The following is a 25442-nucleotide window of genomic DNA, read 5'->3' as shown; positions in this document are numbered from 1 at the left end:
AGCCGAATCCAGGGAGGCCATGTGGCAACCGTCGAGCTGACCACCGAAAACTTCGACGAGGTCGTGGGCGGTGGCGACACCGTTCTCGTCGACTTCTGGGCGAGCTGGTGCGGTCCGTGCCGCCAGTTCGCCCCGGTGTTCGACGCGGCGTCGGAGAAGCACACCGACGTCGTGTTCGGCAAGGTCGACACCGAGGCCCAGCAGGCCCTCGCCCAAGCCTTCGGCGTCTCGTCCATCCCCACCGTGATGGCAGTCCGCGAGGGCGTCGTCCTCTACGCCCAGCCGGGCGCGCTGCCCGCCGCGGCGCTGGAGGACCTGATCAGCCAGGTCAAGGCCGTGGACATGGGCGAGGTGCGGGCCAAGATCGCCGAGGCCCAGTCCCAGCAGGACCAGCAGTAGCGCGACCGGGGCCCGCTCTCCGCGAGCGGGCCCCGCTTCGCGTCAGGTGGCCTCGCCGGGCAGCAGGACCGGGCGCAGCGCCGCCAGCACGGCCGGGTCCTCGATCGTCGAGGGGACCGGCTCGTCGCGCCCGTCGGCGATGCCGCGCATCGTCTTCCGCAGGATCTTGCCGCTGCGCGTCTTCGGCAGTCCGTCCACAATGGCCACATCGCGGAACGCGGCCACCGGGCCGATCTCCCGCCGCACGGCCGCGACCAGCTCCGACCGCAACGTCTCCGGGTCGATCGACGCGCCAGCCTTGAGCACGACGAAACCCCGGGGCAGCTGGCCCTTCAGCGCGTCCCGGACCCCGATGACGGCGCACTCGGCGACGGCGGGATGCGCGGCCAGCACGGCCTCCATCGCGCCGGTGGACAGCCGGTGTCCGGCCACGTTGATCACATCGTCGACGCGGCCCATCACGTACAGGTAGCCGTCGGAGTCGAAATAGCCGCCGTCGCCGGTCAGGTAGTAGCCGGGGTACTGGCTCAGGTACGACTCGATGTAGCGCTGATCGTCTCCCCACAGCGTGGGCAGCGTGCCCGGGGGCAGCGGCAGGCGGATCGCGATCGCGCCCTCGACGCCTGCGGGCGCCTCGGCGCCGCCCTCGTCCAGGACCCGCACGTCGAACCCCGGCACGGGCACGCTCGGGCTGCCGGGCTTCACCTGCATCGGCTCCAGGCCGCGGGGGTTGGCGCAGACCGGCCAGCCCGTCTCCGTCTGCCACCAGTGGTCGATCACCGGGACGCCCAGCTTCCCGGCCGCCCAGTGGTAGGTCTGCGGGTCCAGCCGCTCCCCGGCCAGGAACAGCGTCTCGAACCGGGACAGGTCGTATTTGGCCAGTTCGGCGGCTTCTGGGTCGGCGCGCTTGATGGCCCGGAACGCCGTCGGCGCGGTGAACAGGGCCTTCGCGCCCGTCTCGGCGATGACGCGCCAGAACGCGCCCGCGTCCGGGGTGCCGACCGGCTTGCCCTCGTACAGCACGGTCGTCGCGCCCACCAGCAGCGGCGCGTACACGATGTAGGAGTGGCCGACGACCCAGCCCACGTCGGAGGCCGCCCAGAACACCTCGCCGGGGTGGATGTCGTAGATGTTCGGCATCGACCAGGCCAGCGCCACCGCGTGCCCGCCGTTGTCGCGCACCACGCCCTTGGGCCGCCCGGTGGTGCCGGAGGTGTAGAGCACGTACAGCGGGTCGGTCGCCGCCACCGGGACGCACCCCACCGGCTCGGCCGCCGCCATCGCCGCGTCCCAGTCCACGTCGCCGTCGACCGGCTCGGCGGGGACCTCGGGACGCTGGACCACGACCACGTGGTCGGGCCGGTGGGCGCTCATCCGCAGCGCCTCGGCGATGATCGGCCGGTACGGCACCACCCGGCTCGGCTCGATGCCGCCGGAGGCCGCCACGATGGCCTTCGGCCGCGCGTCGTCGATGCGGGAGGCCAGCTCGCGCGGGGCGAAGCCGCCGAAGACGACCGAGTGCACCGCGCCGAGCCGGGCGCAGGCCAGCATCGCGACCACGGCCTGCGGGATCATCGGCAGGTAGACGATCACCCGGTCGCCCCGGCCGACGCCGAGGCCCGCGAGCACGCCTGCGAACCGGGCGACCAGGTCCGTCAGCTCGGCGTAGGTGTAGGTGGCCTTGACGCCGGTGACGGGCGAGTCGTAGATCAGCGCGGCCTGGTCGGCGCGGTCGGGCAGATGCCGGTCGAGGGCGTTGTGGCAGGTGTTGAGCACGCCGTCGGGGAACCACCGGTACAGCGGGGCGGCGCTGTCGTCCAGGGCCCGGCTCGGCGCCCGGGTCCAGTCGACCGCGGCGGCCGCCTCCAGCCAGAAGCCCTCGGGGTCGGCGATGCTGCGGCGGTGCGCGTCGGCGTGGGAGCCCATGGCCCCACCTTGCCATCCGACCGCAACCCCCGAGGGTCTCCGGACGTCCCTGTGGATGAGCCCCGAGGCGGCGATCGGCGTCGGCATTAGGCTGGTCGACAACAGCCGGTGGATCAGAGAGGAGCAGTGGACGCAGTGCTCGAGCTGGCCGCTTCGCTGCTGTCGTTCGCGCACAGCATCTTCGGGCCCGGGTTCTGCCCGGGCGACTGGGTGTGGGCGACCAGCACGGCCGGAGCCCTGATCGCGCTCCTGCCGACCCTCGGCGCCCTGGTCATCGCCCTGGTGCGCAAGTTCACCGGCAACCTCTACAACACCGCCACGATCAGCGTGTTCGCCGTGGTCGGGGGCGTGTTCGGGCTGCTGCTGCCGTGGCTGCTGTTCAACGGCGTCGGCACGGTCTACAACCGGGTGTTCGCGGGCCAGCCGGTGCCGCTGTCCAAGGCCGAGCTGGCCTCCTTCGGCGACCGGCACTGCTGGGTCGACAGCCAGGCCGAGTACCTCGGCGGGCGGGCCAACGCCTACGAGGTGCTGTTCCACCCCTTCGAGAGCACCCCGATGTACTTGCTGCGGCTGCTGATGCTGGTCATCGTGCCCGCGCTGTGCCTGCTGTTCGTGCTGCTCCAGGGCAGGCTGGCGCTGCGCCGCGGCCCGAAGTGGCCGGGCAGGCTGCTGTGGGGCCCGTTCGCGCTGATGGTGCTGCTCACGCTGCCGGTCGAGGCCAACACCGCGGCTCACCTGTGGGCGGGCTTCCTGCTGTTCTCGGTGCTCGGGCTCATCCCGGTGCTGGTGGTCGGGCCGCCGAGCTGGGCGGTCATCGAGCGCAACTACCAGCGTCCCGAGCCCGCCCGACCGGACCAGGGTCCGCGCCCGGAGACCGCGGCCCGGCCGGTGCCGCCGCCCCCGCCCGCCCGCCCGGTCGGCCCGCCGCAGCCGACCCGCGTGGACAGCGCCCTGGCCGTGCAGAACGCCAAGGTCGTCCCGCCCACCCACGGCCCGCCGACAGCGCAGCAGGGGCAGCCGCTGTCCGGCCCGCTTTCCGGGCAGGGCCAGCCGCTGTCAGGCCCGCTTTCCGGGCAGGGCCAGCCGCTGATGTCCGGCCAGCAGCCGCCGCTGCTGTCGGGGCAGCAGCCGCCGCCGTACCAGCCGCCCCCGCCGCTGCCGCCGTACCAGCCGGAGGGCGCCTACCCGGCGCACCCGCCGACGCTGCGCGGCGAGCCCGAGGGCGCCGCGCTGGCCGCCGACCCCGGCCCGCTGCCGTTCACCCCGCGCGGCGCTGCCGCCCCGCCGCCGTCCATCCGCCCGACCGGCAGCCGCTTCCGCAAGGTCCGCGCCCTGGGCCGGGGCGGCTTCGGCACGGTGTGGCTGGCCGTCGACACCCAGCTCGACCGCACGGTCGCGGTGAAGATGGCCCACGCGCCCGACGCCGAGACCGAGGAGCGCATGCTGCGCGAGGCCCGCGCGCTGGCCGCCGTGCACCACCCCAACTGCGTGCGGGTGTACGACATCGTCTCCGAGCCCGAGGGCCTCGGCCTGGTCATGGAGTACATCGAGGGCCAGCCCCTCGCCGACCGCGTCACCGACGGCGGCCCGCTCGACGACGTGGCCGCCGCCCGGCTGTGGATCACCATGGCGGGCGCCCTCGCCGCCGCCCACGCCAAGGGCGTCCTCCACCGCGACGTGAAGCCCTCCAACATCATCATCGACCCCGACGGCAACGCCCACCTGATCGACTTCGGCATCGCCCGCTCGAAGGGCGACTCCACCCTCACGGCCACCGGCATGATGGTCGGCACCCCCGACTTCCTCGCCTCGGAGACCGCCGCGGGCGCCAACGCCACCCCCGCCTCCGACGCCTGGCAGTTGGCCGCCACGGTGAGCTACGCCCTCACCGGCAAGCCCCCACGCGGCAACCGCGAGAACGCCATGGCCGCCCTGATGGCCGCCGCGAAGTCCGAGCCCCTGACCGAGATCCCCAAGCAGAGCGCCCACCTACGCCTGCTGACAGCGGCCCTGGACAACGAACCCCGCCGCCGCCCCACCCTCCAAGCAGTGGCCCGCGAGTTGAGCGACTGGCTGGCCAGGGAGGGCCACACCGAAACCGGCCCAGTAACCCAGATCGTGCGCCGAGAGGACATAGAGGACCGAACGCGCCCGATGCGATGAGGAGGTAGAGGGGAAGGTCGCTGGGGTCCCCCACAACGACCTCAACCTGCTGCCCCCAGTCGACCGCTCTTCCCCCTTGCCCCCTCGTCCTGGCCGTCTTTAACCCTGGGAGGGCGGTGTCAAGGGCAGGCGAAGCCTGTCGCGCAGCGACGCCGAAGGCGCCCTTTACTCCGCCCTCCCAGGGTTAAACAATTGAGGCCGAGGGGAGCACACCCAGGCCCGCGGGCAGAACCGTGAACGCGCCAGCTCAGGTGATCGGCCGCTGAGTCCCCACCACAGGATCAACCGCCGCGTGAAAGACCGTGTCGTAGAGGCTCCGGGCCTGCACACCGAAGGCAGCCGCCAGCGCGTACCCGATCGCCGCGTCCTGGGGCGACGACCCTGGCAGCCACACCGCAGGCAGGTTCTGCTCCGGAAAGAACCCCCGCTCCACCCCGTCCGCCAACAGAGTGCTCCCGTCAGCTTCCGGCTTGAGTAGATAGTGGACATCCCCTACCCAGGCGTCCACGCGGTAAGAGCGTCTGCTGTAACGGCCGTTGCCGGGCGCAAGCCGGGCAGGGGAGCCGTTGACCACCAGGGTCAAGCAGTCCGCATCGCGGGTGCCGATAGGGACGTCGGGGCGGGTTTCGTCGCCGCTGCGGGTGATCTCGGCCGCGGTGGTGGCGACGGCGGCCAGGACGCGGGTCTCGGTGGTGGTGACCACCACCGTTCCGTGGGTTTCGTCGGTGATCCGGGGCACGGGAAGCAGTCTGGCAGGGATCAGGCCGAACGACCCGCGAACGTGCGGCGGTAGTCGGCCGGTGCGACGCCGACGAGCTTCTGGAAGTGGTGCCTGAGCAGGGCTCCGGTGGAGAAGCCGCAGCGGCGGGCGACCTCGTCGACGGTCATCGATGTCTCCTCCAGCAGCGTCCGCGCGTGCAGGACGCGCTGGGTGGAGAGCCAGCGGTGCGGGGTCGTGCCGGTCTCGGCGGCGAAGCGGCGGGCGAAGGTGCGCTCGGACATCGCCGCGCGGCGGGCCAGGGCGGCCACCGTGTGCTCCTCGGCCAGGTTCTCCAGCATCCAGGTCAGCACCGGGGTGAGGCTGTCGCCGGTGCACGCGGGCACCGGCAGGTCGACGAACTGGCGCTGCCCGCCGTCGCGCTGCGGGGGCACGACCATCCGCCGCGCGATCGCCGTGGCCACGGCCGAGCCGAGTTCGCGGCGGACCAGGTGCAGCGCGGCGTCGATGCCCGCGGCCGTCCCGGCGCTGGTGACGATCGAGCCGTCGTCGACGAACAGCACGTCCGGGTCGAGGTGGATGTCCGGGAAGCGCTCGGTGAAGCGGTCGACGTGGTGCCAGTGCGTGGTGCACGCCCTGCCGTCGAGCAGGCCCGCCGCGGCCAGCACGAACGCGCCGCTGCACACCGACATCAGCGTCGCGCCGCGGTCGTGGGCGGCGCGCAGGGCGTCGAGGACCGCGGCCGGGTACTCGTCGCGGATGGTCGCGGCGGGCACCGCGACCAGGTCCGCGCCCACCAGGCCCTCCAGGCCGTACTCGGGGATGACCTGCATGCCCACGGTGGTCGGCAGGGGTTCCCCCGCCTTCTCCCCGCACACCCGGAACTCGAAGGCGGGCACGCCGTCCTCGGTTCGGTCGATGCCGAAGATCTCGGCAACCACGCCGAACTCGAACGGGGCCACGTAGTCGATGAGCAGCGCGGCGACGGTCTTCAGCATGCGGGCCACGGTAGCTGGCAGGATTTTGTCGCACAAGGGCACGTCTGCCACTCGTGGCAGGAATTAGCGCAGCGCAGACTTACTGCCATGCTGATTCTCCTCGCACTCGCCGTGATCGCCCTGGTCCTCCTCGACCGCAACCACCAGCCCGGACACCGCATGGCGGGCTCGACCGACATCGACGACCGCGACCGGGCGCGCGTCCGCGCCGAGCTGGCCTACGCCCGGCCGGTCACCCGCCACCAGGTCAGCGCCAGGAGGGCAGCCACAGTTCGGCTTGCCACCGGGCCTCGGTGATCGAGTCGCCGTTGAGGATGGGCCACAGCCAGACGAAGTTGGCCACCACGAGTCCGACGTACAGCGCGACGGCGAGCAGGCCGGTGCCCCGGCGCTCGGGGCCCTCCCTGCTCGACCCGAGCACGTGCCCCAGCGCCAGCACCAGGCCCAGCACCAGGAACGGCGCCATCGGGGCGGCGTAGAAGAAGTACATCTGGCGGTCGATGTTGATGAACCAGGGCAGCAGACCCGCCATGTACCCGACCATGACGGCCGCGTAGCGCCAGTCCAGGCGGGCGAACACCCGCCAGAGGCTCCAGGCGATCATCGGCAGCGCCAGCCACCACAGCGCGGGCGTGCCGATGAGCATGGTGGCCGAGACGCAGGTGACCTCGCCGCAGCCGGTCGTGGAGCCCTCGTAGTAGTAGAGCATCGGACGCAGGCCCATGGGCCAGGTCCAGGGCTTGGACTCCCACGGGTGTTCCTCGCCCGGCTTGGTCACCAGCTCGGTGTGGAAGGTCAGGACCTTCTCGCTGTTCTGCAGCAGCGAGCCGACCGCGCCCTTGATGACCGACCACGGGTCCGTGCCCTCGGTGGCCACCAGGTGCCGGTCGATCGAGGTCTCGCCGCCGAACCAGCCCCACCAGGTGGCCAGGTAGGCCAGCAGGCCGACGCCGACGATCGCCCACAGCCCGGGCAGGACGTCGCGCACGAGTGCGCCGACCCAGGGCCTGCGCACCCCGGCCGCGCGCCGCGCCGTGGCGTCGAACAGCACGATGAGCAGGCCGAACGCGGCCACGTAGTACAGGCCCGACCACTTCACCGCGCAGGCGAGGCCGAGCATGACGCCCGCGCCGAAGCGCCACCACCGCACGCCGAGCCTCGGGCCGAACGGCGACTCGGCCGCCCAGCCCTCGGCGACCGCCGTGGCCAGCCGCGCGCGGGTCTGGTCGCGGTCGACGAGCACGCAGCCGAACGCGGCGACCACGAAGAACACCAGGAAGGCGTCGAGCATGCCCATGCGCGACTGCAGGTGCGAGACGCCGTCGGCGATGATCAGCAGCCCGGCGATCGCGCCGAGCAGGGTCGAGCGGGTCAGCCTGCGGGCGATCCGGACGACCATGATGATCACCAGCGTGCCCGCGAGCGCGGCGGTGAACCGCCAGCCCCACCCGTTGTAGCCGAACAGCCACTCGCCGACCGCGATCAGCGACTTGCCCAGCGGCGGGTGCACCGTGAGCGAGTAGCCGGGGTTGTCCTCGAAGCCGCCGTTGCGCAGCATCTGCCACGCCTGGGGCACGTAGTGCTTCTCGTCGAAGACCGGCGTGCCCTTGTCGGTCGGGTACCCCAGGTTCTGGAACCGGACGATCCCGCCGATCAGCCCGATGACGGCCGTCACCAGCCACGCCCGCGCCCGATCCGACGGCATGGGCCGCCCGGTCACCCGCAGCCGGGCCCGCTCCACCGCGTCGGACACCCGCGGCCCGGGGACCGCCGCCCGCTCAGCCGAGTCATCGGCAACCAGGACGCTCACGAGGGGAGATCGTAGGCCGCCCGATGTGCGATCCGCGTCGGGCTTCGCGCGTACGCTGACCGATCGTGGCGACTACCTACCGTCCGACCCCGGCGTACACCGCCGTCTACGCCGTGACCACGGGGATCGCCGCGGGTGCTGGCGTGCTGGCGATCCACCTGACGATCGACGCGATCACCGGTCGTTGGCAGGTGGCCGGGGCGCTGATCGCGGCAGGCGGCATCGGCCTGGTCATCGGTGCGCTCACCGCGGGCGCCGTCCGCCGCCGGTCGCTGACCCTGGTGCACGACGGCCTGGTGGTGGTCCGCGACCACGTCCGCACGGTCCTGCGCTGGCGGGACTTCGAGCAGGTCCGCACGATCGGCCTGTTCAAGCGGGACGAGCTGGTGTTCCGCGCCGCCGAGACCACGGCGGTCGACCCGGACAAGCCCGCCCCCCGGAAGGCGGTGGAGCGGATGCGCAGGAACGGCTCCGACCGGACGGTGATCGTCAGCGACTTCGTGCCGGACTGGAAGTCCACCGACCTCCACACCGCCGTCCGCAGGCACTCCCGTGGCTGAGGGCAGGCTCATCCTCGCGGGCACGCCGCTGGGCAACGCCGCCGACGCCTCGCCGCGGCTGCGGGACGCCCTGGAGTCCGCCGACGTCATCGCCGCGGAGGACACCCGGCGCACGAAGACGCTCGCCGCCGCGCTGGCCGCCCAGCCGCGCGGTCGGTTCGTCAGCTTCTACGACGCCGTCGAGGCGCAGAAGACCGAGGGCCTGGTCGACGCCGTCCGCGAGGGGCAGACCGTCCTGCTGGTCACCGACGCGGGCATGCCCAGCGTCTCCGACCCCGGGTACCGGCTGGTCGTCGCCTGCGCCGCGGCGGACCTGCCGATCACCTGCCTGCCCGGGCCGTCCGCGGTGACCACCGCGCTGGCGCTGTCCGGGCTGCCGTGCGACCGCTTCTGCTTCGAGGGGTTCGCCCCGCGCAAGCCGGGGGAGCGCACGCGCTGGCTGGAGCAGCTCAGGGCCGAGCCGCGCACGGCCGTCCTCTTCGAGTCGCCCCACCGCCTGCACAGCCTCCTGGTCGACGCCGCCGCCGTGCTCGGCGCGGGCAGGAGGGCCGCGGTGTGCCGGGAGCTGACCAAGACGTACGAGGAGGTCAAGCGCGGCACGCTGGCCGAGCTGGCCGACTGGGCCGAGGCCGGGGTCAAGGGCGAGATCACCGTCGTCCTCGCGGGGGCCGAGCCCGAGGCGCCCGACCTGGACACCCTGGTCGCCCGGGTCAAGGCGATGGCGGCCGACGGCGCCCGCCTCAAGGACGCCGCCGCCGCCGTCGCCGCCGAGACCGGCGTCAGCAAGAAGGCCCTGTACGACGCGGCCGTCCGCTAGGCGTTCTCCCGCTGGAACGTGCGCACGCCCCAGAACAGGGCGAGCGCGGTCATCGCGAACAGCACCAGCGAGCCGGTGAGCAGCGCGTCGGTGGTGAAGTCCCCGCGGAAGGACGCCCGCTCGATGTCGACCACGTGCGTGAACGGGTTCCACCGCGACAGCTCGTACAGCCAGGCCGGGGCCAGCCCCTGGGTGATCGGGATGAAGATCCCCGACAGCAGCAGCACCGGCATCAGCACGGTGTTGAGGATGGCCGGGAACGCCTCCTCGTTCTTCAGCCGCAGCGCCAGCGCGTAGGAGCAGGACGCCAGCGTCACCGACATCAGCCCGACGATCACCAGCGTCAGCGCGATCGCGCCCGCCGAGGCCCGCAGGTCGAAGATGGTGAACGCCATCACCAGGATGATCACCGCCTGGGCGATCGTCTGCAGCGCGTCGCGCAAGACCCGGCCCAGCAGCAGGGCCAGCCTGCTCGCCGGGGTCACCCGCAGCCGCTCGACCACGCCGGTGCGCAGGTCGGCCAGCAGCCCGAAGCCGACGAACGAGCTGCCGAACAGCGCGATCTGGATGATCAGCGCCGGGGTGAGGATCTGCCACGCCGTGCCCGGCGGGAACCCCGGCGTGCTCTCGGTGATGCGCTCCAGCAGCGGCCCGAAGAAGAAGAGGTACAGCACCGGCTGCATCAGCCCGATCCCGATCCACGCCGGGTTGCGCAGCGACAGGATCATGTCCCGCCGGAAGATCAGCCACGTGTCACGCAGGAACATGCTCGGCCTCCGTCTGGTCCGCGTCGCGCAGCGACCGCCCGGTCAGGGTCAGGAACACGTCGTCCAGGGTGGGGCTGTGCACCTGGAGGGACGTCGTGGCGATGCCCGCCGCGTCCAGGCCGCGCAGCAGCTCGGCGAGGGCCTGGTCGCCGCGCGGCACCCGGAACCGCACGGCGTCGCCTTCGGTCGACACCTCGGTCGCCTGGGGCACCCGCCGGGCGATCTCGGCGGCGCGCGGCACGTCGTCGGCGACGACCGAGACCGCCACCAGGTCGCCGGACACCTGCGCCTTCAGCGCCGCGGGCGTGCCCTCGGCGACGATCCGGCCGTGGTCGATCACCAGGATGCGGTCGCACAGCGCGTCGGCCTCGTCCAGGTAGTGCGTGGTCAGGAAGACCGTCGTGCCGTGGGTGTCGCGCAACGCGCGGATGTGCTCCCACAGGTTGGCGCGGCTCTGCGGGTCGAGCGCGGCCGTGGGCTCGTCGAGGAAGACGAGCTTGGGGTCGTGCACCAGCCCGAGCGCGATGTCCAGCCGCCTGCGCTGGCCGCCGGACAGCGTCTTGACCAGCCGGTCGGAGAGCCCGGACAGGTCCAGCCGCTCGCCCAGCTCGACGCCGCGCCTGCGCGCCTCCGCCTTGCCCAGCCCGTACAGCCTGCCCTGCAGCTCCATCTCCTCGCCGACCTTGGCGTTCGGCGTGGCGCCCGCGCCCTGGGCCACGTAGCCGATGCCGCGGCGCACGCCCAGCGGGTCGCCAGCCAGGTCGTGCCCGGCCACGGTCGCGGTGCCCGCCGTCGGCCTGATCAGCGTGGTGAGCATCCGCAGTGTCGTCGTCTTCCCGGCGCCGTTGGGCCCGAGGAACCCGACGAGCTCCCCGGCCGCGACGTCCAGGTCGACACCCCGGACCGCCTCCACGGACCGGCCGCGCGCGGTGAACGTCCGCGCCAACCCCCGTGCTGTGATCACCCGTCCCCCTCTAATCAAGTTTGACTATCGCGGCTCAGCCTACGCTGGCTAGTCAAGTTTGAATTGTCAGTCGTCGGCCATCCGGTACGCGCCGTCGAGCAACCGCCGCCGCAGCCCGGACGACCAGTCGATGTCCGCCCTGACCTGCGCCAGCCACAGCCGGACCTGCTCGATGACGTGCTCCGGGCTCTCATACGGCGTCCGGTCGCCCCAGGACTCCAACTCGGCGACCGCGGTCCGCAGCTCGGCCAGCCGCTCGTCGAGCGCGGCCACGGCCTCGGCGCGCTCCAGCACCGGCAGCATCGCCACGGCGGCGTTGAGCATGAACGGGTCGCGGGTGACCCGCAGCCCGGCGCGCACCAGGTCGCGCAGTTCGCGCTCGCCCGCCTCGGTCACCGCGTACCGCATCCGGTCCGGGCCTGCCTCGCGCGCGTCGTCGGGCGCCTCGACCAGCAGCCCGTCGGCGGCGGCCTTGCGGATGGCGTGGTAGATCGACCCGGGGTTGATCCGGGCCCACTCCTGGGCGTTCCAGCCCATCAGCTCGGCGCGGACCTTGTAACCGTGCGCGGGGCCCGCTCCCCGGATGATCCCGAGGACCAGCATCCGCGTGGCCGACATCGCAGTCCTCCCTGACGGGGTCGCTCTTGACGTCCGTAGGCTAGGCCGCCATGAGCACCCCAGTGCTGACCGCGGTCGCCTGGCCCTACGCCAACGGGCCCCGCCACATCGGTCACGTCTCCGGTTTCGGTGTCCCTTCGGACGTCTTCTCCCGCTACATGCGCATGGCGGGCCACCGGGTGCTCATGGTCAGCGGCACCGACGAGCACGGCACGCCGATCTCGGTGCAGGCCGACAAGGAGAACCTGACCGCCCGCGAGCTGGCCGACAAGTACAACCGCGTCATCGCCGAGGACCTGCAGGGCCTGGGCCTGTCCTACGACCTGTTCACCCGCACCACCACGGGCAACCACTACAAGGTCGTGCAGGACCTGTTCATGGCGCTGTGGCGCAACGGCTACATCGTGCCCAAGACGCAGATGGGCGCGATCAGCCCGTCGACCGGCCGCACGCTGCCCGACCGCTACATCGAGGGCACCTGCCCCATCTGCGGCTACGACGGCGCCCGCGGCGACCAGTGCGACAACTGCGGCAACCAGCTCGACCCCGCCGACCTGATCAACCCCAAGTCGCGGATCAACGGCGAGACGCCGAAGTTCGTCGAGACCGAGCACCTGTTCCTCGACTTGCCCGCGTTCACCGAGACGTTGGGCTCCTGGCTGTCCACGCGCACCGAGTGGCGGCCGAACGTGCTCAAGTTCAGCCAGAACCTGCTCGACGACCTGCGCCCCCGGGCGATGACCCGCGACCTCGACTGGGGCGTCCCCGTCCCGCTGGACGGCTGGCGCGACGCCCCGATGAAGCGGTTCTACGTCTGGTTCGACGCGGTGATCGGCTACCTGAGCGCCTCCGTCGAGTGGGCCCGCCGCACCGGCGACGCCGACGCGTGGAAGGAGTTCTGGACCCCCGACGCCCAGGGCTACTACTTCATGGGCAAGGACAACATCGTCTTCCACTCGCTGATCTGGCCCGCGCTGCTGCTCGGCCAGAACGGCGCGGGCGACAAGGGCGGCGAGCCGGGCGCGTTCGGCACGCTCAACCTGCCGACCGAGGTCGTCTCCAGCGAGTTCCTGACGATGAGCGGGTCGAAGTTCTCCACCTCCCGCGGCACCGTGATCTACGTGCGCGACTTCCTGCGCGACTTCGGCCCGGACACGCTGCGGTACTTCATCTCCGTGGCGGGCCCTGAGAACCAGGACACGGACTTCACCTGGGAGGAGTTCGTCCGGCGGACGAACTTCGAGCTGGCCAACGAGTGGGGCAACCTGGTCAACCGCTCGGTCTCCATGGCGCACAAGAACGTCGGCGCGATCCCCACGCCGACCGCGCTGACCGGCGAGGACATCGCCCTGCGCGAGCAGGCCCGCGCCGCGTTCGGGGTCGTAGGCGACAACCTGCGCCGCTCGCGGTTCAAGGCAGCGGCCTCCGAGGCCATGCGCGTGGTGTCGGCGGCGAACAAGTACCTGTCGGACCAGGAGCCGTGGAAGCGCAAGGACGACCCCGAGCGCCGCGACACGATCCTCCACACGGCCCTGCAGGTCGTCTCCGACGCCAACACGCTGCTGACGCCCTTCCTCCCGCACGCCGCGCAGAAGGTGCACGAGGCGCTGGGCGGCACGGGCGTGTGGTCGGCGCAGCCGCGCATCGACGAGGTCACCGACCTCGACGTGCCCGAGCGCGCCTACCCGATCCTGACCGGTGACTACGCCGCCGAGCAGGCCAAGTGGGAGTCGGTGGACATCGAGGTCGGCAGGCCGCTGGCCAAGCCGTCCCCGCTGTTCGCCAAGCTGGACGCCGAACTGGGCGACACCGGGCCCGAGTGGGCCCCGATCGCCCCGTGACGCCCCGCCGCGGCGAGCGTCCGCCGATCCCGGAGCCGCTCCCGGCCCCGGTGGTCGACGCGCACACGCATCTCGACGCGTGCGCGGCGGGCCGGGGGGTCGAGGCCGACGCCGCCGCGGTGTCCGAAATGGTGGATCGCGCGGCGGCGGCCGGGGTCGGCCGGGTGATCACCGTGGCCGACGACCTCGCCGCCGCCCGCTGGGCGGCCGAGGCGGCGACCTGGGACGACCGCGTCTTCGCCGCCTGCGCCGTGCACCCCACCCGGACCGCTGATTTCTCCGATGAGGACAAAGCCGCGATCGAGGCGCTCGTCCGGCAGCCGCGCGTGGTCGCGGTGGGGGAGACGGGCCTGGACTACTACTGGGACTACTCGCCGCCCGACGCGCAGAAGGACGCCTTCGCCTGGCACATCGACCTGGCCAAACGCGTCGGCAAGCCGCTGATGATCCACGACCGCGACGCCCACGCCGACATCCTCGCCGTGCTCGACGCCGAAGGATCACCCGAAGACGTGGTGTTCCACTGTTTCTCGGGTGATCTCGATTTCGCCCGCGCCTGCGTCGATCGCGGCTACGTGCTCAGCTTCGCAGGCCCGGTGACGTTCACCAACGCCCGCCCGCTGCGCGAGGCCGCCGCGTTCGTCCCGGCCGACCGGATCCTGGTCGAGACGGATGCGCCCTATCTCACACCGCATCCGTTCCGCGGCAGGCCGAACGAGCCCTACTGCGCCGCCTACACCGCACGGGCGATCGCCGATCTCCGCGGCGTCGACGTGGCCGAGTTCGCGCAGGTGGTCTCGACAACGGCGGAGCGGCTGTTTTCGTTGCCCAGCGTGACATCCCACGATTCCGAACGTCAGGGATTGCGCTGAACGGGGGAACGTGTTGATCACGCGCTGGTGTGATGGGACTCACGAGATTGCCGGATGTGTTTGCGCAACCCCCTTGCCCTCGTTACTGTCCCGTGACCGTACCTCCCGGGGCAGCGGTGCCCAGGGAAGCCCGGAGCGAGCCAAGTACACCGTCGGGGTGGCCAGGCTGCGGGTCGACACGAGAAGACGAAGAGGTGTGAGCGGCGTGCGGGATTGCGGCTCCGCCTTGGAGGACACGACCCAGTGAGCGGTAAACAGAACGGCGGTTTCGACCGCCTCGAGCACGGCGCATTCGCGGACACCGACTGGTTCACGCCGGTCGAGAAGCCTTCCGCCGACGGGCACGAGGACGACTTCCGCGCCTGGCGCTCCCAGTTCCCCGAGTACGACTACGACACGGGGTACTCCGACTCCCTCACGATCACCCCGCAGGACGTCCGCCACGCACTCGGCCCGCAGGCCGAGGAGATCATGGCGACCGCGGGCGTGGACGTCGACGAGCTGATCCGGCTGGTCAACGCCGAGACGACCGTGCTGCCGGTCATCCCGGACGAGATCGCCGCCGAGCCGCAGCCCAAGGCGGCCCCGGGCCTGATCACCGCGGTCAAGCGGTGGAAGGCCACGTTCCTCAAGGCCACCATCGCCGCCGTGCTGACCTCGCTGATCGGCGGGGGCGCCGCGGCGATCGCCATGAACAACCAGGTCACCGTCGAGGTCGACGGCCAGGCCATGGAGGTCAACACCTACGCCGACACCGTCGGCGAGGTGCTCCAGGAGGAGGGCCTGTCGGTCGGCCAGCACGACCTGGTCAGCCCGTCCCCGGCCGCCGAGATCAACGACGACGGCCGCATCGTGCTGCAGCGCGGCCGCCCGCTGACGATGACCGTCGACGGCGAGCGCACCGAGGTCTGGGTCCGCGCGACCAACCTCGGCGAGGCGCTGCGCCAGGCCAACGCCCCGCTGGCGGGCTCGTGGGTGTCGGCCCCGGCCGACGCGCCCGTGCCGCTGGAGGGCATGGCGGTCGAGATCAAGACCGCCAAGGGGATCACCCTCTTCGACGGCGGCAAGAAGCCCGCGCCGCTGACCACGACCGCGGTGACCGTCGGCGAGCTGCTGCAGGAGCTCGGCCTCACCGTCGGCAAGGACGACGCCCTCACCCCGAAGGCCGAGACCAAGCTCAGCGACGGCGCCGAGGTCCGCATCAGCCGGACCGGCGTGACGGTGATCAACCAGAAGATGAAGATCGAGCCCCCGGTCGTCGAGGTCGAGGACCCCGAGCTCGACAAGGGCAAGACCGTGGTCGTCGAGGAAGGTGTCCCCGGCGAGCGCATCGCCACCCTCCGCATCACCTCCAAGAACGGCAAGGAGGTCAAGCGCGAGGAGATCGGCTCGAAGGTCGTCAAGGAAGCCAAGCCGAAGAAGATCAGGGTCGGCACCAAGCAGCCCCCCGTCCCGGTCATCCCGGACGGCCAGGTGTGGGACCGCCTCGCCCAGTGCGAGTCCACCGGCAACTGGGCCATCAACACCGGCAACGGCTACTACGGCGGCCTCCAGTTCAACAAGGGCACCTGGGACGCCTACGGCGGCCAGCAGTACGCCGAGTACCCCCACCAGGCCACCCGGGAGCAGCAGATCGCCATCGCCACCAAACTCCGCGACGACCGCGGCGGCTACGGCGCCTGGCCCCACTGCTCGCGCCAGCTCGGCCTCCCGACCTGACACCCAGCCCGACCGAAGCCCCGGTGCCCCGCCCCGCCACGCGGGCCACCGGGGCTTCGCCCTTTCCGGGGCCGCTTAGCAAGCCAACGCCAAAGCACCACCCGATACGAACCGTGAAAGCAGCGCAACCACCCACGAACGCAACACGCCCCACGAGCTCTGTCCGATGGGGTGGACCCGCATTCGTGGGGAGCGAAGCGTCGCTACCCTCGCCCGGGCGCGGACGGCTTCGCCGATCCGCCGCTTCTCCGCGCCCGCGACGCTTCGCTTAGGGGCCCCGCGAATGCGGGTCCACCCCATCGGACCCCCAAATCAACTCGCGAAGCGCGTCACCAATACGCCATCACGCACAGAACCGGGCAGGACGGCGCTGTGGATGCAGGCCGACACCATCCCGCGCAACCGCCGATGTCCGGCGTCATCGGGAATCCCCGAGCCCAGCCACCCCATCCGACCCGACACCCCGCCCCAACCGGGGGCCTAACCGCCCTGTTCTTCCAGGTTACCGGCGTCGCACCCTTGTCAATAGGGCTACCTCGCGAGCCTGTGGATAACTCGAAGCGCACCCCCACGGGCCCGCTGTCCCGCAGGCGCGTAAGCTATCCGGGTTGCCTCGGCGAGGCGGGTCAAGCGCCGGCGTGATCGACGTGGCGGCTGCATGACAGTCGCACGCGTTCACGCTCTCCGCGTCCCCTCCGCCGCAGGCGCTCCCAGCCCCGAGCAGCACCCCTGCCGCGTTTGAGCAAGCAAGGAGAGCAGCACCGTGTCCGAGGTACGTCTGGCCGCCGAGCAGCGCACGGAGTTTGGCAAAGGCGCCGCGCGCCGCACTCGTCGCGCGGGGCGCATCCCCGCCGTGCTTTACGGCCACGGTTCCGAGCCCAAGCACCTGTCCCTCCCGGCCCTCGAGTTCGCCCGCGTCGTCCGCGAGCACGGCAACAACGCCGTGCTGACCCTGGACCTCGGCGCGGAGACGGAGTTGGCGCTGACCAAGACGGTCACCACCCACCCGCTGAAGAACTACATCGAGCACGTCGACCTGCTGCTGGTCAAGCGCGGCGAGAAGGTCACCGTCGACGTGCCGGTGCACGTGGTCGGCGACGCCGCCAGCGGCACCCTGGTCAACCAGGAGCTGACCACCGTGCAGCTGGAGGTCGAGGCCCTGCACATCCCCGAGGGCGTCGAGGTCAGCGTGCAGGACGCGGCCGTGGGCACCCAGATCCACGCAGGCGACATCACCCTCCCGCGCGGCTCGGTCCTGGTGACCGACGCCGAGGCCCTGGTCGTGGCGGTCAACGCCGCGCCGACGGCCGAGCAGATGGAGGGCGAGCTCGACACCGAGGGCGCGGGCGTGGTCGAGGAGCCCAAGTCCGACACCGAGGAGTGAGTCGGTCCTGACGTGTGCCCCGGGCTCCCGCGAGCCCGGGGCATTGTCATGCTTGAGGGGTGGACATGGACACCGCACCGGCGGTCGTGGTCGGCCTGGGCAACCCGGGCCCTCGGTATGAAGGCAACCGCCACAACATCGGCTTCCTGGTGCTCGATGAGCTCGCGGCCCGCGTGGGCGGCAGGTTCAAGGCCCACAAGTCCGGCGCGGACGTGCTGGAGGGCAGGCTCGCGGGCAGGCGCGTGGTGCTGGCCAAGCCGCGCTCGTTCATGAACGTCTCCGGCGGCCCGGTGTCGTCGGTGGCGAAGTTCTACAAGGTGGCCGTCGCCGACCTGGCGGTCGTGCACGACGAGCTGGACCTCCCGTTCGGCACCGTGCGGCTGAAGCTGGGCGGCGGCGAGAACGGCCACAACGGCCTGCGCTCGATCACCAAGTCGCTGGGGACGCGGGAGTACACCAGGGTGCGGTTCGGCATCGGCCGCCCGCCCGGCCGGATGGACCCGGCAGACTTCGTGCTCAAGGACTTCTCCGCCACCGAGCGCAAGGACCTGGCCCTGGAGATCGACCGCTGCGCCGACGCCGTGGAGGCGCTGGTGGGCCAGGGTCTCATCGCGGCCCAGAACACCTTCCACGCGTGAAGGCGCCGCTGACCCCCGACACGGTGCGCGCCGTCACCTTCGACCGCGCGCCCCTGGGCAGGCGCGGCTACCACGAGGAGCAGGTCGACGCGTTCCTCGACCGCGTCGAGGCCGCCCTGTCCGGCGGGGCCCCGCTGACGCCGGACGACGTCCGCGCCGCCGTTTTTGACCAGGCATCCCGGATCCGCCGCGGCTACGACGAGGACCAGGTCGACGCCTTCCTCGACGCCGTCGTGGTCACCCTGTCCGAGGGCGCGGCGAACAGGACCGTCGTGATCCAGCGCGTGGTCACCCCGCCGGACGTGGTCGAGGTCCCGTTCCTGCCCCTGCCGCCCGCGCCCCCGAACGTCCGCGGCTACCGCCCCGACGACGTCGACCGCCTGTCCCGCCTGCTGACCGCGGCCGCGAAGGACCCGGCCAACGCGCCCACGGCGGCCCAGCTGGCCCAGCTGCGCCTGACCCTCACACCCCTCGTCGGCCAGGGCTACGACCCCCGCACGGTCGACGCCCTCGTGGACGCCTGGACGCTGGACCTGCGCCGCCGCGAAGCCTGACCCGCGAGCGCCGAGAACGGTGGCCGCGGCTGGCCGCTTCGGGAAGCGGCCAGCCACGGGTCGCGGTCACGATTCCGCTGCTGAGATCCCGCCCGCGAGCTGCTGCCCGGCCGCCGCGCGGCGGAGCTTGCCGGACGGGGTCTTCGGGAGCGTGCCGGGCGGCAGGACCAGGACCGCGCTCGGCCGCGCGTTGACCGACTCGAACACCCGCGCCCCGACCTCGCGCTTGATGCGCTTCTCCTCGGCATCGTCGCCCGCCGAGCGGGACTCCACGACGACGGCGAAGCGCTCGCGCCGCGAGCCCGCGTCCAGGCGCACCGCGACGGCGTTGCCCGCGCGCACCCCCTCGACGCCGACCGCGGCGCGCTCGATGTCGGTCGGGTAGATGTTGCGGCCCGCGAGGATGATGACGTCCTTCTGCCGCCCGCAGATCACGATCTGACCGTCCACTGTGTATCCGATGTCGCCGGTCGCCAGCCAGCCGTCGGCGTCCTGGGTCGGCACGGGGCCGTCGACGGTCAGGTATCCGGGCGTGACGGCCTCGCCGCGCAGCTGGATCTCGCCGACCTCGCGCTCGCCCAGCACCTCGCCGGACTCGGACACGATCCGCGCCTCCAGGCCGGGCAACGGCTTGCCCAGCACCGCGAACGCGCGCGAGCCCTCCGGCGACGGCACCGCCTTGTTCTCCGCCTCCAGCAGTTCGGCGTCGATGTGGTCCAGCGTCAGCCCGGTGCCCAGCGGCGCGAACGACACCGCCAGCGTCGTCTCGGCCATGCCGTACGCCGGGAACACGCACCGCGGGTCCAGGCCGAACCGCGCGCCCTGCGTGACGAACGCCGACACCGCGGCCTCGTCGATCGGCTCGGCGCCGTTCAACGCGATTCGCAGGGAGGACAGGTCGTACGCGTTGTCGTCGTCCACATTGGAGAGACGGCGGCCGAGCAGCGCGTACGCGAAGTTCGGCGCGGCGGTGATCGTGCCCCGGTAGCGGGAGATGAGGTCCGCCCACAGCAGCGGGCCGGTCAGGAACTCGACCGGCGTGACCTTGACCAGCTCCAGCCCGACCGTCATCGGGACGGTCAGGAAGCCGACCATCCCCATGTCGTGGAACAGGGGGAGCCACGACACCATGATGTCGTTCTCGACGTCCAGTTCGGACGTCTGCGCCATCGCGGTCAGGTTGCTGTAGAGGTTGCCGTGGGTGATCCGCACGGCCTTCGGCTCGGCGGTGGACCCGCTGGTCAGCTGCAGCAGCGCGGGGGAGTCCTCGTCGACATCGACGGGCTCGGCCAGCGGCTCGCCGGACTCCAGGTCGGCCAGCATCCGGTAGGCGACGCCGTGCTGGTCCAACACCGGAGCCACCGCCTCGAACGGCGCGCCGAGCAGCACCAGCTTGGAATCGATCATGGCGAGGACCCGCACGGTGTCCGCTGCCCACTCGGCGAGGTCGGTCCTCGGGGTCGGCTGGTGCAGCATGGTCACGCTGCCGCCCGCCAACCACACCGCCTGCACGGCGGGCGCGATCGCCACCGGCTCAGCGGCCAACACGGCGACCGCGCCGTTGCGGGCCAGCCCGCCCGACACCAGCGCCCCCGCCATCCGCGCGGCCCGCTCGTGCACCTGCCCCCACGTGTGCCGAACCGGCGCCTTGGGCTCCCCCGTGGTGATGCCCCGCGCCGACCCCCGGGTACGGGCCGACTCCAGCATCATGTCAACGAACCGACTCATGCGGTGGAGCCTAGTCGGCCGACCGCCCCCATCCGGATCGACAGCGCTTGTGCGGGGCAACGGGAGTGCCTGCCCGCGCCTATCCGCGCTCCGCGAGCAGGATCAACTCGGGCCACTCACCGCCTCCGCACCCACCTCGGCTGGTGACCGTTGCCCGGGCTGGTGGCCGCTGTCCTCGCCCCTCCACCAGTACGCCGTCTCGCCCGCCCGCACCGGCGCATGACAACGCCAGCCGGTCCTGTCCACGGCCGCCTGCCCCCAGCTGGGGTTCCCCGCTCCCGCAAGGCGTTCTGTCGTCCCTGTCGGGCGCGACCACACCACCCGCCCTCCCGAACCAGAGCTCCAGTTGCCTCCGCCGGGTGGGCGCCCCGGCCGCCTCGCGGGATTGGGCGCTCCACCCGCTTCGCCAGATCAGCGCTCCGGTTGCCTCCGCCGGTTGAGTGCACCGGCCAGCGCGCGGGATTGGGCGCTCCACCCGCTTCGCCAGATCAGCGCTCCGGTTGCCTCCGCCGGGTGAGCGCTCCGGCCGTCCCGTGGGATGGGGCGCTCGACCCGTTCCGCCGAATCAGTGCTCCGGTTGCCTCTGCCGAGTGCACGCCCCGGCCGCCCGGTGGGATTGGGGCGCTCGACCCGTTCCGCCGAATCAGTGCTCCGGTTGCCCCGCCGGATCACGCACCCCCAGCCGTCCGCCGGGGGTCGTCCGGCTGACGCGGCCACTCCCGCCGTCCCCTTCGGCGACGGGCGTCCTGGCGGTGGTCGCACCATTCCTGCCGTCGCTACTCCAGCGCGTCGGCCAGTTCCAGCCAGCGGGTCTCGACGTCGGCCTTCTCCTCGACCACCTGGCGGAGTTCGGCGTCGAGCTTCGCCAGGCGCTCGAGGTCCGTGCCCGCTTCGGCGACGTCGTGGTTCAGGCGGGTCTCGCGTTCGGTCAGCGTCTCCAGGCGGCGTTCGAGGCGGGCCAGTTCCTTCTGGGCCGCGCGATGTTCAGCCGATCCGGCACGCATTCCGTCGTTACCGGAGTGTCGCTTCCGATTTTGTCGGTCCTCCCCGGTAGGCTGAAGACCAAGGGGGTCAGCCCCCTGGGTGGGAGGGGTCTGTCCAGGTGGGGTGGCTCGGCGGGACAGGTATTCGTCGATGCCGCCGACCAGGTGGGTGACCTTTCCGTCGCCTAGGACGGCGTGGACGGAGTCGCAGACTCGTTCTACCAGGTAGCGGTCGTGGGAGACGACGACGAGGGTGCCTGGCCAGGAGTCGAGGAGGTCCTCCAGTTGTTGGAGGGTGTCGATGTCCAGGTCGTTGGTGGGTTCGTCGAGGAGGAGGACGTTGGGTTCGGCCATGAGGAGCCGGGCCAGTTGCAGGCGCCTGCGTTCGCCGCCGCTGAGGTCGGAGACGGGGGTCCACTGGCGGGCGGCGGGGAAGCCGAAGCGCTCGGCCAGCTGCGACGCCGACATCTCCTGCTTGCCGAGCACGACCCGCCGGGCGATCTCCTCGACGGCCTCCAGGACGCGCAGGGTCGGGGGGAGGTCGTGCAGTTCCTGGCTCAGGTGCGCCAGCCGCACCGTCTGGCCCTGGATGCGCTTGCCCGCCGACGGCTCGCGGTCGCCCGCCAGCAGCTTGAGGACCGTGGACTTGCCCGAGCCGTTGACCCCGACCAGCCCGACCCGGTCGCCCGGCCCGATCCGCCACGTGACGTCGCGCAGGATCGGCTTGGGGCCCGCGTCGATCGAGACGTCCTCCAGCTCCAGCACCGTGCGGCCGAGGCGGCGCTTGGCGAAGGCCAGCAGCTCGACGGAGTCGCGGGGCGCGGGCACGTCGGAGATCAGCGCCTCCGCCGCCTCGATGCGGTAGCGCGGCTTGGAGGTGCGCGCGGGCGCGCCGCGCCGCAGCCAGGCCAGCTCCTTGCGGGCCAGGTTGCGCCGCTTCTCCTCCAGCGTGTCGGCCAGCCGGGCGCGCTCGGCGCGGGCGTAGACCCAGTCCGCGTAGCCGCCCTCGTACTGCTCGACCCGGCCGCCGACGACCTCCCACGTCTTGGTGCACACCGTGTCGAGGAACCAGCGGTCGTGGGTGACGACGACCAGCGCCGTGCCCCGGGCCAGCAGGTGATCGGCGAGCCACTGCACGCCCTCGATGTCGAGGTGGTTGGTCGGCTCGTCGAGCACGACCAGGTCCAGCTCGCGCACCAGCGCCGCGGCCAGCGCGACCCGCCGCCGCTCGCCGCCGGACATGGTGTCGACGGGGCTGTCCATGCCCAGCGCGGTCAGGCCGAGGCCGTCGAGGATGGAGCGGATGCGCGCGTCGGCCGCCCACTCGTGCTCGGCGTCGAACGCGCTCAGCACCGCCTCCCGCACCGTCGACCCGGCGGGCAGGTCGGTGCGCTGGGTGACGACCGCCATCCGCAGGTCCCTGGCCCGGCTGACCCGGCCGCCGTCGGGCGGCTCCAGCCCGGCCAGCACCTCCAGCAGCGTGGTCTTGCCGCCGCCGTTGAGGCCCACCACCCCGATGCGGTCGCCGCTGGACACGCCGAGGGAGACCTCGTCGAGCAGCGGACGGACACCGAAGCTCTTGTTAACCTTCTCCAGGTTGACCAGGTTGGTCATTCACGCACCTTCGACCGGCACTGCACAGACCGGACCAGCCTACCCAGTGTCGCCCGTCACCCGGTTTTCACAGTTAATGGACCAGCGGGCGATGGGATCAATACCCTGTGTTCACCATTTTGACATCGGAACAATTTCCGACTACCTACGACGTAGGGTTTGTCTTGGAGGTGGAATGTTCCGCGTCATCGGTGCGGTTGTGCTCCTGGTCATCGCCGGATGCGGCACCGCCCCGGCGGGGGAGGGCGTGGTGCCAGCGCAGCTGGGCCGGGAGATCCAGATCAGGGCCACCGGCAGTCCCACGCTGGCGACCATGTGGCTGGACAGCGTCAAGCCGGTGACCTGCACCGAGCCGGGCAGCCTCCCGCCCAACCGCGGCCACTACCTCGCCGCGACGATCGTGCTGCAGACCACCGAGGATTACGAGCCCGACTGGGGCTGGTGGATGAGCGCGAGCGACTTCTCCACGATCGACTCGAACGGGCAGGAGAACGGGCGAGGAATCATCACGTCCTGCCTTCCGGACAGCCACTACCTCGTCGACGACTTCTACCTCTCCGACTCCGGCTACTACGGCGTCGTCCTCCTCGATTCCGCTGCCGAGCACGGCACCCTCGTCTACAGCCCGCACAACCTGGCGGGCGACACCGAGGGCTGGAGTTGGGAGTTCTAGCCCGCATCCCGTTCGGGTGGCTACCGGTGCGGGCACTGCCCGCGGCCGGGTAGACAGGAAACGGTCCCCCTCCCCGCCTGGTGACACCGACAGGACAGGAGGAGAGGCGTGTCCCACCGCAATCGCATTCTCGCCGCCGCGTGCGCAGTCGCCGCGGTGCTGGCCATCCCGGTCTTCGGCGCGGCTTCGGCGCCCGGGCAGGCGCAGGCCGAGCAGGTGATCACGGTCTTCGGCACCCGGGGGCAGTTCACGCTGCCGGGCGCGCCCACCGTGGGCGCGACGTTCCTCGCGGGCGGCGAGCTGGCCGACGCGCGCAAGGCCCCGGTCGGACGGGCGGTGTCGTCGTGCACCCTCGCCGAGATCAGCACCGCCGTGCCGCCGGTCCTGACCGCGCACTGCTCGACCGTCTTCCGCCTGGACGGCGGCGACATCCACATGTCCAGCCTGCGCGAGTACGCGAACGGGACCTTCAAGAACACGACCTTCGCCGTCACCGGCGGAACCGGCGAGTACAGCGCGGCGCGCGGTCAGACCCGGGCCGTGCTGGCGGACTCGAAGGCGGTCGTCTACCGGTTCGACGTCACGCTGATCGACTGACCAGCAGATCACCGCGGATGGGCGCGTCCGGGGCGCCGGTGTTGGCGACGACGACGAGGTCACCGCCCTGCCACTGGCCCCCGGCCAGCGCGACCGCGGCCACGCCCGGCGCGGGGCCGCCCGGCCAGTCGATCGGGCCCGCGATCGTGGGGACCCGGGCGCGCCCGATCGCCTCGGCCAGCGCGGCCGGGTCGGTGGGGTCGGCCGCGTGCGCGAAGGCGTGCAGGGCGACCTCGAACAGGGCGTGCGCCAGGCCGAGCGGCTGCGCCCACGGCCTGCCGGTCGACTCCGTGTAGGCACTGGCCAGTTCCGCGGCGGTCGTGCCGTCCACACTGGACACGTAAGGGTGGTCCGGGGTCCAGTAGACGATGGTGGCGACGCGGTCCAGGTTGTGCCGCCGCACGCCGAACGGGTAGGTCAGCCACCGGGAGCAGGTGACCAGCCGGGGCGGGGCCGCCTGCGCGAGGAACGCGGCCAGGTCGGCGGCGGTCGCCGCGCTGGTGACGACGTCGACGTCGGCGAACGCGGCGATCTGGGGCGCGAAGTCCGGCGTCCGCTCGGTGTAGGCGGGCTCGTGCACCATCACCCGGTCGCGGCAGGCGGGCAGGAAGCCCCGGCGCAGCGCGGCGCCCTGCATGCCGTCGTTCCACAGGCACCCCACCGTGGCCCGCTCCGCGACCCGGTCCCACAGCTCGGCGAAGGCGCGCGCGATGTCGTCCAGGCCCCACGCGAAGTGGAAACCGGACGACCGGTACAGCTGCCAGGGCAGCGTCGTGGACAGACACGGCACGCCGAGCCGGTCGCACGCGTCGGCGGCGGCCGGGAGGACCGTGCTGCCCGCCATGGTCAGCACGATGGGCACCCGGTGCTCGACCACCAAACGCTCAACCGCCCGCCGCGCGCCCTCGGGCGTCGAGCGACTGTCGGCGGTGAAGATCCGCGCCCTGCCCGCGAACCGCGCGGCGACGAAGTCGAGCGGCTCCCCCAACGCCGAGAGCCTGCCCGTCCTGGGCACGACCACCCCGATCCGCAGCGACATGGGACAGGGCTACCAGCGCGCCCGACACCCCTCAACCGCAGTCACCCGACCGGTTACCGG

Annotated in this window: 23 protein-coding genes; 13 read left to right on the top strand and 10 right to left on the bottom strand. The window is 72.0% G+C overall.

Annotation, left to right across the window (positions count from 1 at the left end; genetic code table 11):
• Positions 1-21 precede the first annotated feature (21 nt).
• Positions 22-399, top strand: coding sequence for a thioredoxin (gene trxA / locus IEY98_RS01660; RefSeq protein ID WP_189208496.1), 378 nt, complete (start codon positions 22-24; stop codon positions 397-399).
• Positions 400-441: 42 nt separating this feature from the next.
• Here trxA and IEY98_RS01655 read toward each other — a convergent pair whose 3' ends face one another.
• Positions 442-2325: a propionyl-CoA synthetase gene (locus tag IEY98_RS01655; RefSeq protein ID WP_189208495.1), complete on the bottom strand. Its 1884-nt coding sequence runs from the start codon at positions 2323-2325 to the stop codon at positions 442-444.
• A 126-nt stretch (positions 2326-2451) separates the two neighbouring features.
• On the opposite strand from IEY98_RS01655, the gene IEY98_RS01650 reads away from it, so the two are divergent.
• On the top strand, positions 2452-4488 hold the full coding sequence (locus IEY98_RS01650) for a serine/threonine-protein kinase (protein ID WP_189208494.1): 2037 nt from the start codon (positions 2452-2454) through the stop codon (positions 4486-4488).
• A gap of 247 nt (positions 4489-4735) precedes the next feature.
• On the opposite strand, the gene IEY98_RS01645 is transcribed toward IEY98_RS01650, so the two are convergent.
• Together IEY98_RS01645 and IEY98_RS01640 are read right to left on the bottom strand one after the other, a co-directional pair.
• A complete protein-coding gene (locus IEY98_RS01645) occupies positions 4736-5227 on the bottom strand; it encodes a hypothetical protein (RefSeq protein WP_189208493.1) in 492 nt (163 codons plus the stop codon).
• Between the two features lie 20 nt (positions 5228-5247).
• Positions 5248-6204 (bottom strand): helix-turn-helix domain-containing protein, encoded by a 957-nt coding sequence (locus tag IEY98_RS01640; protein WP_189208492.1) that lies wholly within the window; start codon positions 6202-6204, stop codon positions 5248-5250.
• A gap of 87 nt (positions 6205-6291) precedes the next feature.
• On the opposite strand from IEY98_RS01640, the gene IEY98_RS01635 reads away from it, so the two are divergent.
• Positions 6292-6501 carry a hypothetical protein gene (locus IEY98_RS01635; protein WP_189208491.1) on the top strand — a complete coding sequence of 70 codons (210 nt, stop codon included), beginning with the start codon at positions 6292-6294 and terminating at the stop codon, positions 6499-6501.
• On the opposite strand, the gene IEY98_RS01630 is transcribed toward IEY98_RS01635, so the two are convergent.
• Positions 6452-7957: a dolichyl-phosphate-mannose--protein mannosyltransferase gene (locus IEY98_RS01630; protein WP_229786728.1), complete on the bottom strand. Its 1506-nt coding sequence runs from the start codon at positions 7955-7957 to the stop codon at positions 6452-6454. The two genes, IEY98_RS01635 and IEY98_RS01630, sit on opposite strands and share 50 nt — an antisense overlap.
• A gap of 122 nt (positions 7958-8079) precedes the next feature.
• On the opposite strand from IEY98_RS01630, the gene IEY98_RS01625 reads away from it, so the two are divergent.
• On the top strand, positions 8080-8574 hold the full coding sequence (locus tag IEY98_RS01625) for a hypothetical protein (RefSeq protein WP_189208490.1): 495 nt from the start codon (positions 8080-8082) through the stop codon (positions 8572-8574).
• Positions 8567-9391 carry a 16S rRNA (cytidine(1402)-2'-O)-methyltransferase gene (gene rsmI, locus IEY98_RS01620; RefSeq protein ID WP_189208489.1) on the top strand — a complete coding sequence of 275 codons (825 nt, stop codon included), beginning with the start codon at positions 8567-8569 and terminating at the stop codon, positions 9389-9391. Before IEY98_RS01625 ends, rsmI begins: the two co-directional genes overlap by 8 nt.
• Here the strand turns inward: rsmI and IEY98_RS01615 are convergent.
• From IEY98_RS01615 to IEY98_RS01605, 3 genes are all read right to left on the bottom strand, one after another.
• Positions 9388-10158 (bottom strand): ABC transporter permease, encoded by a 771-nt coding sequence (locus tag IEY98_RS01615; protein WP_189208488.1) that lies wholly within the window; start codon positions 10156-10158, stop codon positions 9388-9390. The genes rsmI and IEY98_RS01615 overlap by 4 nt on opposite strands.
• Positions 10145-11122 (bottom strand): ATP-binding cassette domain-containing protein, encoded by a 978-nt coding sequence (locus tag IEY98_RS01610; protein WP_189208487.1) that lies wholly within the window; start codon positions 11120-11122, stop codon positions 10145-10147. The genes IEY98_RS01615 and IEY98_RS01610 overlap by 14 nt, the downstream gene beginning before the upstream one ends.
• A gap of 66 nt (positions 11123-11188) precedes the next feature.
• Complete coding sequence (locus IEY98_RS01605) at positions 11189-11740, bottom strand: PadR family transcriptional regulator (protein ID WP_189208486.1); 552 nt, start codon at positions 11738-11740, stop codon at positions 11189-11191.
• A 50-nt stretch (positions 11741-11790) separates the two neighbouring features.
• On the opposite strand from IEY98_RS01605, the gene metG reads away from it, so the two are divergent.
• The 6 genes from metG (at position 11791) to IEY98_RS33235 (ending at position 18748) form a co-directional block, all read left to right on the top strand.
• Positions 11791-13581 (top strand): methionine--tRNA ligase, encoded by a 1791-nt coding sequence (metG, locus tag IEY98_RS01600; RefSeq protein WP_189208485.1) that lies wholly within the window; start codon positions 11791-11793, stop codon positions 13579-13581.
• A complete protein-coding gene (locus IEY98_RS01595) occupies positions 13578-14453 on the top strand; it encodes a TatD family hydrolase (protein WP_189208484.1) in 876 nt (291 codons plus the stop codon). The genes metG and IEY98_RS01595 overlap by 4 nt, the downstream gene beginning before the upstream one ends.
• A 243-nt stretch (positions 14454-14696) precedes the next feature.
• Positions 14697-16172, top strand: coding sequence for a resuscitation-promoting factor (locus tag IEY98_RS01590; protein ID WP_229786452.1), 1476 nt, complete (start codon positions 14697-14699; stop codon positions 16170-16172).
• Between the two features lie 763 nt (positions 16173-16935).
• The gene (locus IEY98_RS01585; protein WP_189208483.1) at positions 16936-17556 is read left to right on the top strand and encodes a 50S ribosomal protein L25/general stress protein Ctc; all 621 of its coding nucleotides are present in this window, start codon (positions 16936-16938) and stop codon (positions 17554-17556) included.
• Positions 17557-17621: 65 nt separating this feature from the next.
• Positions 17622-18194 (top strand): aminoacyl-tRNA hydrolase, encoded by a 573-nt coding sequence (gene pth / locus IEY98_RS01580; RefSeq protein ID WP_189208482.1) that lies wholly within the window; start codon positions 17622-17624, stop codon positions 18192-18194.
• Positions 18191-18748, top strand: a complete 558-nt coding sequence (locus IEY98_RS33235; RefSeq protein WP_308425814.1) for a DivIVA domain-containing protein — start codon at positions 18191-18193, stop codon at positions 18746-18748. The genes pth and IEY98_RS33235 overlap by 4 nt, the downstream gene beginning before the upstream one ends.
• Before the next feature lie 66 nt (positions 18749-18814).
• Here the strand turns inward: IEY98_RS33235 and IEY98_RS01570 are convergent, their stop codons facing one another.
• A complete protein-coding gene (locus IEY98_RS01570) occupies positions 18815-20476 on the bottom strand; it encodes a fatty acyl-AMP ligase (RefSeq protein ID WP_189208481.1) in 1662 nt (553 codons plus the stop codon).
• Positions 20477-21252: 776 nt separating this feature from the next.
• Positions 21253-23073 carry an ABC-F family ATP-binding cassette domain-containing protein gene (locus IEY98_RS01565; protein ID WP_189208480.1) on the bottom strand — a complete coding sequence of 607 codons (1821 nt, stop codon included), beginning with the start codon at positions 23071-23073 and terminating at the stop codon, positions 21253-21255.
• A gap of 175 nt (positions 23074-23248) precedes the next feature.
• Between IEY98_RS01565 and IEY98_RS01560 the strand changes: the two genes are divergently transcribed.
• Positions 23249-23746: a hypothetical protein gene (locus IEY98_RS01560; RefSeq protein ID WP_189208479.1), complete on the top strand. Its 498-nt coding sequence runs from the start codon at positions 23249-23251 to the stop codon at positions 23744-23746.
• Between the two features lie 108 nt (positions 23747-23854).
• Positions 23855-24343, top strand: a complete 489-nt coding sequence (locus tag IEY98_RS01555) for a hypothetical protein (RefSeq protein WP_189208478.1) — start codon at positions 23855-23857, stop codon at positions 24341-24343.
• On the opposite strand, the gene IEY98_RS01550 is transcribed toward IEY98_RS01555, so the two are convergent.
• The gene (locus IEY98_RS01550) at positions 24327-25382 is read right to left on the bottom strand and encodes an ABC transporter substrate-binding protein (protein ID WP_189208477.1); all 1056 of its coding nucleotides are present in this window, start codon (positions 25380-25382) and stop codon (positions 24327-24329) included. The genes IEY98_RS01555 and IEY98_RS01550 overlap by 17 nt on opposite strands.
• Positions 25383-25442: the final 60 nt, after the last annotated feature.

The sequence above is a fragment of the Actinokineospora fastidiosa genome, assembly GCF_014648415.1.
GTDB classification, from domain to species: Bacteria; Actinomycetota; Actinomycetes; order Mycobacteriales; family Pseudonocardiaceae; genus Actinokineospora; species Actinokineospora fastidiosa.
This window is presented reverse-complemented; position numbering and strand designations above follow the sequence as displayed.

Excerpts from the sequence above, each read along its gene's own strand:
- IEY98_RS01605 (WP_189208486.1), bottom strand. The coding sequence starts at position 11,740 with ATGTCGGCCACGCGGATGCTGGTCCTCGGGATCATCCGGGGAGCGGGC.
- IEY98_RS01560 (WP_189208479.1), top strand. The coding sequence starts at position 23,249 with ATGTTCCGCGTCATCGGTGCGGTTGTGCTCCTGGTCATCGCCGGATGC.
- IEY98_RS01570 (WP_189208481.1), bottom strand. The coding sequence starts at position 20,476 with ATGAGTCGGTTCGTTGACATGATGCTGGAGTCGGCCCGTACCCGGGGG.
- IEY98_RS01565 (WP_189208480.1), bottom strand. The coding sequence starts at position 23,073 with ATGACCAACCTGGTCAACCTGGAGAAGGTTAACAAGAGCTTCGGTGTC.
- IEY98_RS01550 (WP_189208477.1), bottom strand. The coding sequence starts at position 25,382 with ATGTCGCTGCGGATCGGGGTGGTCGTGCCCAGGACGGGCAGGCTCTCG.
- IEY98_RS01655 (WP_189208495.1), bottom strand. The coding sequence starts at position 2,325 with ATGGGCTCCCACGCCGACGCGCACCGCCGCAGCATCGCCGACCCCGAG.
- IEY98_RS01635 (WP_189208491.1), top strand. The coding sequence starts at position 6,292 with ATGCTGATTCTCCTCGCACTCGCCGTGATCGCCCTGGTCCTCCTCGAC.
- pth (WP_189208482.1), top strand. The coding sequence starts at position 17,622 with ATGGACACCGCACCGGCGGTCGTGGTCGGCCTGGGCAACCCGGGCCCT.
- IEY98_RS01615 (WP_189208488.1), bottom strand. The coding sequence starts at position 10,158 with ATGTTCCTGCGTGACACGTGGCTGATCTTCCGGCGGGACATGATCCTG.
- metG (WP_189208485.1), top strand. The coding sequence starts at position 11,791 with ATGAGCACCCCAGTGCTGACCGCGGTCGCCTGGCCCTACGCCAACGGG.
- IEY98_RS01640 (WP_189208492.1), bottom strand. The coding sequence starts at position 6,204 with ATGCTGAAGACCGTCGCCGCGCTGCTCATCGACTACGTGGCCCCGTTC.